The following is a 12,683-nucleotide window of genomic DNA, read 5'->3' as shown; positions in this document are numbered from 1 at the left end:
CTCAATTAGTCGGCGCAAAATTAACTTTGTTACACTTATCTCCTGCAGATTTCTCGTAGTATATTGTCTCCTGCCGGTAAACTGTGCTTTTTTATCGGTCAAATTTTCCCTATCATTACGGCCATCCAATTAAATACCATATCATGCCCGAGGAAATCAACCGTCTCAGCCAATCAGCCTGGAAAAAATGGGGCCCCTATGTATCCAATCGTCAGTGGGGAACAGTAAGAGAAGACTATAGTGAAAATGGAGATGCCTGGCAATACAGCAGTCACGACATGGCCCGCAGCAAAGCCTGGAGATGGGGAGAAGAAGGAATTGGAGGAATCTCCGACGACAAACAATTCCTATGTTTTGCACCTTCATTTTGGAATGGCAGAGATCCCATCCTGAAAGAAGTCTTTTTTGGCCTTACCAATGCGGAAGGCAATCACGGTGAGGATGTAAAAGAACTTTTCTATTACCTGGATTCCTCCCCCACGCACAGCTATATGAAAATGCTGTATAAGTATCCTCAACAGGCCTATCCCTACGAACAGCTCCTGCGCGAAAACCGCAACCGCTCCAGACAGGAACCGGAATATGAACTGGCAGATACCGGGATATTCGATCAAAACGAATATTTCGACATTTTTATCGAATACGCAAAATCAGCAACAGAAGATATCCTGATCAGCATCACCGCGCACAACAGAAATCAGAAGAAAGCGCAGCTGAGCATTCTGCCGACCCTGTGGTTTAGAAACCGCTGGTCCTGGGGAGAACATGATAAAGACCTCTCCATTTCAAAAAAGGATAACCAGGCTGTAGACATCATACATAAAGACCTTGGCGCATATTCCCTCTATACCCAAACACCAGCCGAATGGGTGTTTACAGAAAATGAAAGCAATACCTCCAGGCTATACCAATACGATGATGGCGCCAAATATTGCAAAGATGCCTTTCATCGCTACGTTGTCCAGGACGATAAAGCAGCTGTAAATCCTGCAAATGAAGGCTCAAAGGCCGCGGCTGTGTACAATTTCGAGATTGATGCTGGCCAATCCGTCAACCTCAAACTCCGCCTCTGTAAAGGAAGTAAGGAACAACCTTTCTCAGATTTCGAGCAGCTTTTTAATCAAAGAAAAAATGAAACAGATGAATTTTACCAAACCTTGCAAGACAAGTCCAATTCCACTGATGAAAGGCTGATCCATCGACAGGCCATAGCCGGCCTACTGTGGAATAAACAATTCTACAACTACAATGTAGGCAAATGGCTGAAAGGCGACCCTGCGCAACCTGCCCCACCGGCCGGACACACCCATTCCCGGAACCTCAATTGGAAACACCTCAATAATGCTGATATCATTTCCATGCCAGACAAATGGGAGTTTCCCTGGTATGCTTCCTGGGACCTGGCCTTCCACTGCGTCAGTCTCGCCCTGGTAGATATTGAATTTGCAAAAGAGCAGCTGCAGCTCCTCACCAAAGAGTGGTTCATGCACCCCAACGGTCAATTGCCGGCTTATGAATGGAACTTCGATGACACCAATCCACCGGTACATGCCTGGGCTACCTGGGAAGTGTATAAAATGGATCAGGAATCCAATGAAGGCAAAGGAGATATCGCCTTTCTGGAAGCCGTTTTTCAGAAATTACTCATCAACTTTACCTGGTGGGTAAACCGCAAAGACCACACCGGCAGTAATATCTTTTCTGGCGGTTTCCTTGGCCTGGATAACATCGGCGTGTTCGACAGGAGTATGGAATTGCCCACGGGGATGCACATCGAGCAAGCCGACGGCACCAGTTGGATGGCCATGTATGCGCTGAATATGATGCAGATCTCCCTGGAACTGTCGCTTCACAATCCTGTTTATGAGAATATGGCTACCAAATTCTTCGAACATTTCCTGTACATCGCAGGAGCGATTATGAATATCATGGGACCAGATGACAGCGGACTATGGGACAATGAAGATGAGTTCTTTTACGATGAACTATCCATTGAAGGCAAAGATTCTATTAAACTGAAACTGCGCAGCATGGTTGGTCTCATCCCCTTATTCGCCGTAGAAGTGATCAAAGACGACACCCTGAAAAAATTACCCAATTTTGCCAGGCGCATGGAGTGGTTTCTGAAAAACAAGCCCGAACTGGCCTCCCTGGTTTCCAGGTGGACAGAAAAAGGACAGGGCGACAAGCACCTGCTCAGTTTGCTACGTGGACACCGCATCAAACGCATTCTCTACAGGATGTTAAATGAAACAGAATTCCTGAGCGAATTTGGCATACGGAGCCTGTCGAAAACCTATTCACAAAACCCGTTCATTTTTCCTACGGAGAAAGAGAATATCATTGTGAGCTATGTTCCGGGGGAAAGCGACAGTGGCATGTTTGGAGGAAATAGCAATTGGAGGGGGCCTATCTGGATGCCGGTAAATTACCTCATCATCCAAAGCCTATTGCGATTTCATGAGTATTACAATGACGATTTTAAAGTAGAATACCCTTCCGGAACCGGAAACTACCTTTCTCTTCGGGAAATTGCAGTTAAACTCAGCGAACGCCTGATCAGTATTTTCAAACAGAATGAGCAGGGTTTACGCCCCTGCTTTGGCGGTCATGACAAGCTACAGCAAGATCCAAATTTCAAAGATTACCTGCTGTTTAATGAATATTTTCATGGAGACAACGGAAAGGGACTCGGCGCATCCCATCAAACCGGCTGGACCGCTTTGATTGCCAATTTAATACAGCGATAGATTGAGGCCCGAAGCAACCTCATAAAAGGAATGCTTCGGGCCTCATTACTTATATCACGATATTCACAATTCGCCCTGGCACAACAATCACCTTTTTAGGTGTCTTTCCTTCCAGGTATTTCTGAACATCTTCATTTGCCAACACCAGGCCTTCAATTTCGTTTGGTTTTAAAGTCAGGCTCAGGCTCAGGTTCATCCTGGTCTTGCCATTTACAGAGACAGGGTAGCTAAACTCATCCTCCACCAAATGTGCCGGATTGAACTTAGGATAGTCTACAAAAGATAGCGTACCAGCTTCGTTACCCAACAAGGCCCAAAGTTCTTCACAAATGTGAGGCGCATAAGGAGACAACACGATGACAAGGTCTTCAAGCACCTGACGGTTCTTACATTTCAGGTCAGTCAGTTCATTTACCGCAATCATAAAACTGGACACAGAAGTATTGAATGAGAAACGCTCAATATCGTCCTGAACCTTTTTGATGATCTTGTGCAAGGCTTTCAATTCCGCTTTAGCAGGAATTGAGTCTTCCACATGGAATGCCCAGTTTTCGTTGTGGAACAAACGCCAGAATTTGCGCAGGAATTTGAACACACCTTCTATACCATTGGTATTCCATGGTTTGCTTTGCTCCAAGGGCCCCAGGAACATTTCGTACATGCGGAGTGTATCCGCCCCATAGCTTTCAATCAGCACATCAGGGTTTACCACATTAAACTTAGACTTGGACATCTTTTCCACTTCCACACCACAGATGTATTTTCCGTTTTCCAGGATGAATTCAGCATTTGCAAACTCTGGTCTGAATAACTTGAATTTTTCCATGTTCAAGACCTCATTTTCCACGATATTCACATCCACATGCAATGCAGAAGTCTTGTAATCTTTCCTCAATCCATAGGAAACCAGAGTATTGGTTCCTCTTCCGGACTCGTCTACCACACGGTATACAAAATTACTCCGGCCCTGGATCATCCCCTGGTTGATCAATTTCTTGAAAGGCTCTTCCTCTTGTACATAGCCCAGATCCTTCAGGAATTTGTTCCAGAAACGGCTATACAACAAGTGGCCGGTAGCGTGCTCAGAACCTCCTATATACAGATCCACATCTTTCCAATAAGCAATGGCCTCCTTAGCCGCAAAATCAGCGTCGTTCTTTGCGTCCATATAACGGTACCAATACCAGCTGGAACCAGCCCAACCCGGCATGGTACTCAATTCGTATTCATACTGGTCTTCATAACTCCAGTTTTCAGCCCTGCCCAAGGGTGGCTCTCCTGTTTCAGTCGGCAGGTATTTATCGATTTCCGGTAGTACCAATGGCAACTCTTCTTCTTTCAACAAATACGGCAAGCCATCTTTAAAGTAAACAGGGATTGGTTCTCCCCAGTAGCGCTGGCGACCAAAAATCGCATCACGCATACGGTAATTGATTTTAGCCTTACCGACTCCCTGCTCCTCCAACCAGGCATTTAAGGTAGCTGTTGCCTCAGTATATGCCATTCCGTTGATGAAACCTGAATTGATGTATTTACCTTCCTTGGTAGGATCGGCCTGTACCTCGATTTCTTTCTGAGCATCAAGGATCTGCACGATAGGCAGTCCAAAATGCGTAGCGAAAAGCCAGTCGCGCTGGTCGCCGCTGGGCACCCCCATTACAGCGCCGGTACCATAACCCGCCAGCACGTAATCTGCTATCCAAAGCTGTACACGCTCGCCACTCACCGGATTGATCACATAGCTTCCGGTAAAAGCACCAGAAACTGTTTTGGTGTCTGCCATACGGTCCAGTTCCGATTTCTTTTTAGTCTGGGCGATATATCCATTTACCGCATCCAGCTGATCAGCAGTGGTTAAAGCCGTCACGAGTTCGTGTTCAGGAGCCAAAACCAGATAAGACACCCCAAAGATCGTATCTACGCGGGTGGTAAATACTTCAATGAAATCGGTGTTCAATCCTGTGATGGCCTCAGCACCTTCAATCTTAAACCTCACGGAGGCACCGACACTCTTGCCAATCCAGTTGCGCTGCATTTCCTTCACTGGTTCAGGCCAGTCTATGGTATTTAAACCTTGTAGCAAACGCTCTGCATAAGCAGAGATGCGCATGCTCCATTGCATCATTTTCTTTTGCTCTACCGGATGACCACCGCGTTCAGAATACCCGTCTTTCACTTCATCATTGGCCAGCACTGTACCCAAAGCCGGGCACCAGTTTACCGTACTTTCCCTTAGATAAGTCAGTCGGTATTTCAAGAGCTCTTCTTGTTTTTCCTCATCGGTCATGGTTGCCCAGTCACTTGGAAGAAATGTCTTTACTTCCTCATCACAGACCGCTTTCACATCGGCGCTGCCTGCAGCATTAAATTTTTCGATCAACGTGCTGATGTCTTCCGCCTTATCGCTTTCCAGGTTGTACCAGGAATTGAACAACTGCATGAAGATCCACTGCGTCCACTTGTAATACGCAGGATCGCTGGTGCGTACCTCCCTGCTCCAGTCGAAAGAGAAACCGATCTGATCCAGTTGCTTGCGGTAAGTATTGATGTTGGTTTCTGTTGTCAGTGCCGGATGCTGCCCGGTTTGTATGGCATATTGCTCCGCAGGCAGACCAAAAGAGTCATACCCCATTGGGTGCAACACATTGAACCCCTTTAGCCTTTTGTATCTTGAAAATATATCGGAAGCAATGTAACCCAGCGGATGCCCTACATGCAATCCTGCACCTGAAGGATATGGAAACATATCCAGTACATAAAATTTAGGCTTTTCGCTATTCTGATCTGCTTTAAAAGTCTGGTGCTGTGCCCAGTGCTTTTGCCACTTTTGTTCTATTTCTTTAAATTGATAGTCCATTGCTAGTATTTTGATTGACGTCTCCGGCGACGTTTGGTAATTGCATTTTGAGAACGCGAAATTAAGGAATTAAAGACTGGTTTGGAAGGGATTAGTAAAAGTGTTTATTCCTAAACAGAAAATGTCGCGGTGCTTTATTCTCCGGGGCATTATAAATACTGTGTTTCCCGGATATCAAATAAGCCACAATGCAAGCGACAGCGACGTAGAGACAGCCAGAAAATCCAAACAACTCTGCAGCCATGATGATACAGGCCAGCGGCGTTTTCGCGGCAGCAGCAAAAACAGCCACAAAGCCCATCCCTGCAAGTAAACCCACCGGCAGAGGCAAGATAAAAGCAAGGGCACTTCCACATGTCGCACCAATGAAGAACAAAGGAGTGACTTCACCACCTTTAAAGCCCATACCTAATGTAATGGCAGTAAACAGAATCTTTAGCATGAAATCTTGTGGGGCAGATACGTCTTGAAAAGCCGCCAGGATGGTCGGTATCCCCAGTCCAATGTATTTGTGCGTATCTAGTAAGAGGATCAGACCGAGAACTGCAAAACCACCGACCAGTGGACGGAGTGGCGGATAGCCGATGCGTTTAGAGAGTTTGGAGATCTGCCCGCTGAGCCTGACAAACAAAATTGCTGCAACACCAAACACACAACCAGCCAGGCCGCTGTAGAAAAGCAGTGTTAAATTTATAACAGGAACCATACCTATAGGATAGTGGGTATGCCCCACTCCCCATAGTGCTGTTACATAGGCCCCAATGTACGCGCTCAGCACTGCAGGCACTAGCGCTTTAAAGGGAAATTTAGCAAGCAGCAAAACTTCTATTCCAAACAAAGCCCCTGCCAGAGGTGTACCAAAAACAGCTGCAAATCCTGCACTTAGCGCGGCAATGAGCAGGATTTTCCTTTCCTCCGCATCAAGCTTAAAAGGTTTGGATAATTGATCGGCCGCAGCAGCCGACATTTGCAAAGCCGTACCTTCCCGCCCTGCAGATCCGCCAAACAAATGCGTCACTACCGTACCGACTAAAACCAATGGAGCCATCCGAAAGGGGATCACATCGTTAGGATTATGGATCGTATCAAAAACCAGGTTATTTCCCCTCAGCACGCTTGCCCCCATGTAATGATAGCTCAGTCCAATTAGCAGTCCGGCAAGTGGCAACAGGTAGATCAGCCAATTGTGCAGCTCCCTGAAATTTGTTGCCCAGTTCAATGCAGTTAAAAATACAGCAGAGAGCGTTCCCGCAGCTATCCCGGTGATCATCAGGAGCAACAGCCACTTACCTGCCGAAAGAAAATAGGGTTTTAGTCCTTGCACAAGGTCAAATATAGAAATAGCTAACATTAAAAATATATGTATATTGCATTATAGATCTAATAACTATCGCTATGAAAAACCCTAAAACGCTGCTATACATCACCATATTCATCGCTGCTTATTTTTTATTCCTTGCGCTCAACGCTTACATTTTCTTGTTCCAAAATACTTTTTTGACTGTCGTTCAGGAGCTGATCACATTGCCTCTGCTCCTTTTGCAATTGGTCATTTGTATCAACGCTGCCTTAAAACTCAATCGGTCGGGATCAGGGTTCGGGTACCATATCGGTATTTTCAGTGTCTCCCTTGCCAATAGCAGTGTGGCACTTGGAAGCATATTTTTAAGTTTTTTTCACTGACGGAAAATTTAGGAGTACTGGTATTTACCTATATCGACTCTTCATTTCCCAATAATTACCTTACGATGTGCTATTCCCCATTCTGCCAGGTTGTTGATGATGGTTTTTAATGTCATGCCGTATTCTGTCAATTGATATTGAACAGATATCGGCTGAGTATCCAAAACAGTTCGCTTTACGAGTTTGTTGATTTCCAGCTCCTTTAGTTCTTTACTCAACATTTTGTTTGAAATTCCTTCTACATCATTCAGAATGTCAGAAAACCTTCTTTTGTTGTAATAGCAAATGGAAGAAATAATGGAGATTTTCCATTTCCCGTTCAAAACATCCATGGCATCGTGGACGGCCATAATCTCTTTTTTGTGCCCTAATTGGCATTCATTTCCAGTCATAAGTTACTTGGTTACCCTAAAGTTACTGTTACTTTTCGTTACAAAGTAACCTAAATAACTTTAGCTACCATAACTTTGTAGCATAAAAATTTAATAAATCATGGACTTTACAAATAAAAACGTTGTCATTACCGGTGGAACTACCGGAATAGGTTTTGCGACAGCAAAAGCATTTATCAGCGCAGGCGCAAACGTATGGATTACAGGGAGAACTGCTGCCAACCTGCAAAAGGCAGCAGCAGAAATAAACAGCCCGAAATTGTTTACAGTAGTATCAGACACTTCAAAATTTGAAGACATTTCGATCCTCGAAAAAGCAATTGCAGAAACTGGAAATAAATTAGACGTGCTGTTCCTGAATGCGGGAATTGCGACATTTGAGCCTATAGAAAAAGTAACTGAAGCAAATTTCGATGCACAATTCAATACCAATGTTAAGGGCCATTTCTTCACATTGCAAAAATTACTTCCATATCTGACAGATGGAGCAGCGGTAATTTTCACTTCTTCGACGGTTGCTACAGCTACTAATTTAGGTGCAAGTGTGTATTCTGCAACCAAAGGAGCACTGAATAAGATCGCTCAAATTGCGGCAAATGAGCTGGCGGGAAGAAGAATACGTGTAAACATTGTTAGTCCAGGCCCTATATTAACTCCGGGCTTGGAAGGTGCAGTAACCGAAGAAGCTAAAGCGTATCTGGCTAGCGCTACAGCACTGCAACGCATTGGTGATCCTGATGAAATTGCCAGGACAGTATTGTTTCTCTCTTCAGGAGATGCAAGTTTTATTACAGGAACAGAGATTGTTGTGGACGGCGGCTACCTTAACTATGCATTGAAATAGACATAGCCATTCCCACAGCATCTTCGCTACATTCCCACTCCATCCGCGCTAAAAGGACTTCTTAGCGAAGATCCTATGCAGATGGAATGGGAATGCAACGCAAATCCGATCTAAAGAATTTGTGAATGGGTAGCAAACAATTTTGCGGTACATTGGTTAGCCAGACATAATGAATCAGAAAAAGCCAAGGCAAGTGTAAATGCTCAGCAGCAGATCAACTCAAAAGAAAGCAAATGAAGACCTGTATCAATTCCCTGATTTGCTTCGCAATTCTGATGACAGCAAATGTAAACATCCGAGCACAGTCCAAAAGGAAGCAAACAGAAAATCGATTTGCAGGAACATGGCTGGATAAAAAAACGAGCAGATGCCTGGAAATATCTTTCCAGGATGGGTACGCGACAATTATAGACTGGACCAGCAAGGTTCAAAAACAGGAAAGCGGTGATGTTTACAAGGCTTATCTGAAAAACGGCAAACTGATAATGCCCGAAGATAAGGAGCATCATGCACCTTACAGCGAAATCATCGCCAATAAAAATACGCTGATTTACCTCACTAAACCTATGACAATCGCAAAAAACCCCCGTTGGGATAAGCAGGTATTTACCCGGTCTCCAAATACCCCACACAATTAAAACAATAACAAGCCTGCTTATTAACTGCTCAATACCTCGCTCGCAGCTTGTTCGTAAAAAGTACCCCTTTTAGGCATCAGGTAATACGGAGGTACGAGCGAGGTATGTCTCAGGACGAAACTTGTCAATAAAAAACTGCCAATTATTTCAACAGCAGATCAATCTCTACCCCCAGTTTTTTCTCCAAAACTGGCCCTTCGAATCCTATGGTGCGGAACTGCATTTTACCCGACTTATCAATCACCGCTATGGTCGGTATCAATGTAAAACCTACTTTTTCCCCTATTTGCTTATCATTGTTATAATAAATAGGAAAACTGTATTGGGGATTCTGCTTAGCCCATTTTCTGGCATCGTCAATGGTGTTATTAGATCCGCTGTTCACCACCATAAACAGCACCTCGGGATGATCTTTATATTTGTCATATACCTTTTGAAAATAAGGCATTTCCTGAATACAAGGCACACACCACGTTGCCCAAAAGTCAAGGACCACCACTTTGTTTTTCATCATTTCAGCAGTAACCGGATTGCCTGCCAGATCTGTCAATCCAGTTAACTCCGGCCCGGCGACATTTAGCATCTTTTTTTTCAAATCAGTCTTCATACGGCCGAGTTCGAGTTGCTCCAGCTCCTTAACTTTCACAGTAAAACCTGAGGGATCATTATTGAACTTCCCATAGGCTTGCTTTGCTGCTGCAAGTGCTACGCGATCTGTAGGGTCAGCGAGTAGCAACTTCCAAAGCACATCGTATGCTGGCTCAGCAAGCCCCAATTGCTGGTATACTTGCGCAATGTTTAAAATCGCCTCCCTGCTCTTTCCAAAGCTGGAAGCTCCGGCTGCTAGTCCCGCTGCTGTACTTTTTTTCCCAAGCTTCAAATAATTCAATGCCTGTAAGGCCAATAGCTCCGACTTGGCATCCGCTACTGCAGCAGCTCTCACTGTATCGGCAACAAATGAAGGAATATGTCCGAATTCAGGGAAATAACGGATAATACCTACCGGCCACTTCGCCACCAGCGCATAAGACTGGTCGGCATAGGCAATTGCTGCAGTGGGCGCTATGCCGTAGTCAGTCAATGTCGCAGCGATGTCTTTCAAGGTCTTCGGTAGCTGCGGACTCTGTTCATCAATTAGTTTTGAGGCATGCCACAATGCTTTTACAGAATCCCGCTTCGCCGCGTAACGCCTGAAAAGCATCGAATGGATATTTGCTGAGCCTTCTTCGCCTTTTGCATCGCCGCTTGCTAGTAATGTCTCCAGCTGGGGAATGATCTGCGTGCTGTCTTTACCTCTGGCAATCCTGTCGGCAAGCAAATCTTTGGCAATGTCAGTGTTTGGATACCGTTCCATAATCACTTGCCTTACTGAATCCAAACGGCTTTTTTCTCCGATCATCAGATAGCCCATAGTTACCTTGTTTACATTCCCGGTAACTGTAGGAGCAGATTCAAATTTCTGCGCGATAATTTTTCTCGCTTCCTGCCGGTACTTCATGCGCGCCGCTTCCGAAGGTGCAGCAGCCATCAGTACACTCAGTCTGGATACTTTTGCTTCATAATTATCAGGATAATTGGCCAGCTCTTTTTTCAGCAACGCAAGTTTCAGCTTGGGCAAGTCAGTAGATTTAGGCTTCTGCGCCGACAAACTATAGGATTCATGAAGATAACTACCTAATACCCTATTCTTACCCTCAAAAACCGGAATCTGGTAATGTCGATCTGCTGCGGGTTGGTCTATGAGAGTTCCACTTTGCAAATAGAAAGTAGCAAAAGTGGCGTAACGCTGGGCGACAAATGAAGCGACCCAATGCTTACCGGACTTCTTCATTGGCAGTTTCCAGGGCAGATCGTAGAAAGTAGAATAGGTAAACACCATAGTTACCTCTTGTGCATTTGCTCCGATCTTCGCTCCCGCAACATCAGTACGGTAGGTAACGGTAACTTCTTGTCCCCGCTGTGGCTGAACTGGACTTACAGACAGTACTTGTCCTTGCACCCACGTAGTGGCGGGTGCAAGGAGGCAGCATATCAATAGAGATTTGATGAATTGCATATTAGTTATATCCAGGGTTGGGAATCAGGTTTGGATTGGTACGGATAGCGGATGTAGGGATCGGAAACAATACTGCAGTGGACTTCCAGGCAGGTTTCGTTAAAGGGAGGATGTCATCTGCCCTGGTCTTACCCAGAGTACCTGTCAGGCTTTTCCAGCGTTTAAGGTCGAACCACCTGTGCCCCCACTCTGCAAACAATTCGATACGCCGCTCCTGTTCTACCTGAACCATCCCCGCTGCTACAGTGGCAGGGTCAGTCAGTTCAGCCAATCCTGCGCGGGAGCGGATTACATTCAGGTCATCCGCAGCGATTGCAAACTTACTTTGCATCATCCTGGCTTCAGCGCGGATCAGGTAGGCCTCGGCAAAACGTAGCACCATGCTGTATTCAGTAGGCGCTACACCCACAGTACCTACCCGCACCTTATACTTAAAGGGATAATAATGTAAAACGGTTGTACTTCCCGCTGCGGAATATTTGCCTACCCAATAGGTAAAACGGGCATCATTAGGCTCGAATGCGGTCACCAATCCCGTATTCGCTTCTTTCGTCATCCTGTATAAGGGTACGCTTACCGGAACAATCGTATTCCCTTCCCAGGTGTTTCTGCCCAGTGCCACATTCACGACCTGAAGTTGCCAGACGCTTTCTTCGCTATTCTTAAGAAAAGTTTTGCTGAGATGCGAGGCGTTAGTGGGATCGGCACTGTCCAGCAATTTATATCCTGGAGTAGCAATTACTGCAGTTGCTTCCTGCTCAGCTAAAGCATATTGCTCAGTATATAAATATGCACGTGCAAGCATTAAGGTCGCCGCGGCTTTATTGGCTCGTGTGCGTTCTTTATTTCCAGGATAATCATTAATCAGCATGGTTTTGGCCTGTATCAGATCGGCAATGATCGCCACATAAACCTCCGCTTTTGGAGTTCTGGCCTTATCACTATTTTGAACCACTCTGGTATCCGTGATCAACGGTACATCACCAAACATATTCACCAGGTAGAAGTGACAGAAAGCCCTGATGAAATAGGCTTCTCCCAGAACCTGGTTTTTTGTAGCCTGACTTAGTGTTGTCGAGGCCGAGGCTCCTTCAATGATCGCATTGGAACGGTAAATAAAATCGTAGGGCTGCGTCCAAAATATAGACACATATTGGTTTCCCGGAGTGATAGCGTTGTTTTTAAACTCGTCGAAATTGGCCAGTGTAGCTCCATAAATGAACTCATCAGCACTCATGGCACCAAGAAAGGTAGTGAGCACATTTGCAAACTGGTAATTGAAGGCATTCATATCACTATAAATCCCCACCACGGCTGAATTTGCGGTAGCGTCATTCAGGAACACACTACCACTGGCCAGCTGATCTTTCGGATCTCCTATTTCAACAAATTTTTTGCATGAAGTAACCGTGCTCAGCAGGGCTACAAATATGATGTAATGAAGTCTTTTCATTGTTCTTCGT

The 12,683-nt window shown here is 45.3% G+C and carries 9 protein-coding genes; 4 read left to right on the top strand and 5 right to left on the bottom strand.

What is annotated here, in order from left to right; genetic code table 11:
• Positions 1-143 precede the first annotated feature (143 nt).
• Entirely contained in the window at positions 144-2,750 is a 2,607-nt protein-coding gene (locus tag WAE59_RS07855; RefSeq protein ID WP_337855403.1) for an MGH1-like glycoside hydrolase domain-containing protein, read from the top strand.
• A gap of 49 nt (positions 2,751-2,799) precedes the next feature.
• On the opposite strand, the gene leuS is transcribed toward WAE59_RS07855, so the two are convergent.
• Together leuS and WAE59_RS07845 are read right to left on the bottom strand one after the other, a co-directional pair.
• The gene (gene leuS / locus WAE59_RS07850) at positions 2,800-5,607 is read right to left on the bottom strand and encodes a leucine--tRNA ligase (RefSeq protein WP_337855402.1); all 2,808 of its coding nucleotides are present in this window, start codon (positions 5,605-5,607) and stop codon (positions 2,800-2,802) included.
• A gap of 91 nt (positions 5,608-5,698) precedes the next feature.
• Positions 5,699-6,958 carry a chloride channel protein gene (locus tag WAE59_RS07845; RefSeq protein WP_337855401.1) on the bottom strand — a complete coding sequence of 420 codons (1,260 nt, stop codon included), beginning with the start codon at positions 6,956-6,958 and terminating at the stop codon, positions 5,699-5,701.
• Between the two features lie 44 nt (positions 6,959-7,002).
• On the opposite strand from WAE59_RS07845, the gene WAE59_RS07840 reads away from it, so the two are divergent.
• Positions 7,003-7,290 carry a hypothetical protein gene (locus tag WAE59_RS07840; protein WP_337855400.1) on the top strand — a complete coding sequence of 96 codons (288 nt, stop codon included), beginning with the start codon at positions 7,003-7,005 and terminating at the stop codon, positions 7,288-7,290.
• Positions 7,291-7,331: 41 nt separating this feature from the next.
• Here the strand turns inward: WAE59_RS07840 and WAE59_RS07835 are convergent, their stop codons facing one another.
• Positions 7,332-7,640, bottom strand: a complete 309-nt coding sequence (locus WAE59_RS07835) for a winged helix-turn-helix transcriptional regulator (RefSeq protein WP_337855399.1) — start codon at positions 7,638-7,640, stop codon at positions 7,332-7,334.
• A 142-nt stretch (positions 7,641-7,782) separates the two neighbouring features.
• Between WAE59_RS07835 and WAE59_RS07830 the strand changes: the two genes are divergently transcribed.
• Positions 7,783-8,526: an SDR family oxidoreductase gene (locus tag WAE59_RS07830; RefSeq protein ID WP_337855398.1), complete on the top strand. Its 744-nt coding sequence runs from the start codon at positions 7,783-7,785 to the stop codon at positions 8,524-8,526.
• A 233-nt stretch (positions 8,527-8,759) separates the two neighbouring features.
• Positions 8,760-9,164, top strand: a complete 405-nt coding sequence (locus WAE59_RS07825) for a hypothetical protein (RefSeq protein WP_337855397.1) — start codon at positions 8,760-8,762, stop codon at positions 9,162-9,164.
• Positions 9,165-9,306: 142 nt separating this feature from the next.
• Here the strand turns inward: WAE59_RS07825 and WAE59_RS07820 are convergent, their stop codons facing one another.
• Together WAE59_RS07820 and WAE59_RS07815 are read right to left on the bottom strand one after the other, a co-directional pair.
• Positions 9,307-11,220: a TlpA family protein disulfide reductase gene (locus WAE59_RS07820; RefSeq protein ID WP_337855396.1), complete on the bottom strand. Its 1,914-nt coding sequence runs from the start codon at positions 11,218-11,220 to the stop codon at positions 9,307-9,309.
• Position 11,221: 1 nt separating this feature from the next.
• Positions 11,222-12,673 (bottom strand): RagB/SusD family nutrient uptake outer membrane protein, encoded by a 1,452-nt coding sequence (locus tag WAE59_RS07815; protein WP_337855395.1) that lies wholly within the window; start codon positions 12,671-12,673, stop codon positions 11,222-11,224.
• Positions 12,674-12,683 lie beyond the last annotated feature (10 nt).

It is taken from the genome of Pedobacter sp. GR22-6 (genome assembly GCF_037402555.1).
Classification (GTDB): domain Bacteria; phylum Bacteroidota; class Bacteroidia; order Sphingobacteriales; family Sphingobacteriaceae; genus Pedobacter.
The sequence above is the reverse complement of the archived record's forward strand: the minus strand, read 5'-3'. Positions and strand labels throughout refer to the sequence as shown.

Coding starts and splice junctions, on each gene's coding strand:
- WAE59_RS07845 (WP_337855401.1), bottom strand. CDS start 6,958: ATGTTAGCTATTTCTATATTTGACCTTGTGCAAGGACTAAAACCCTAT.
- WAE59_RS07835 (WP_337855399.1), bottom strand. CDS start 7,640: ATGGCCGTCCACGATGCCATGGATGTTTTGAACGGGAAATGGAAAATC.
- WAE59_RS07830 (WP_337855398.1), top strand. CDS start 7,783: ATGGACTTTACAAATAAAAACGTTGTCATTACCGGTGGAACTACCGGA.
- WAE59_RS07840 (WP_337855400.1), top strand. CDS start 7,003: ATGAAAAACCCTAAAACGCTGCTATACATCACCATATTCATCGCTGCT.
- WAE59_RS07825 (WP_337855397.1), top strand. CDS start 8,760: ATGAAGACCTGTATCAATTCCCTGATTTGCTTCGCAATTCTGATGACA.
- WAE59_RS07820 (WP_337855396.1), bottom strand. CDS start 11,220: ATGCAATTCATCAAATCTCTATTGATATGCTGCCTCCTTGCACCCGCC.
- WAE59_RS07855 (WP_337855403.1), top strand. CDS start 144: ATGCCCGAGGAAATCAACCGTCTCAGCCAATCAGCCTGGAAAAAATGG.
- leuS (WP_337855402.1), bottom strand. CDS start 5,607: ATGGACTATCAATTTAAAGAAATAGAACAAAAGTGGCAAAAGCACTGG.
- WAE59_RS07815 (WP_337855395.1), bottom strand. CDS start 12,673: ATGAAAAGACTTCATTACATCATATTTGTAGCCCTGCTGAGCACGGTT.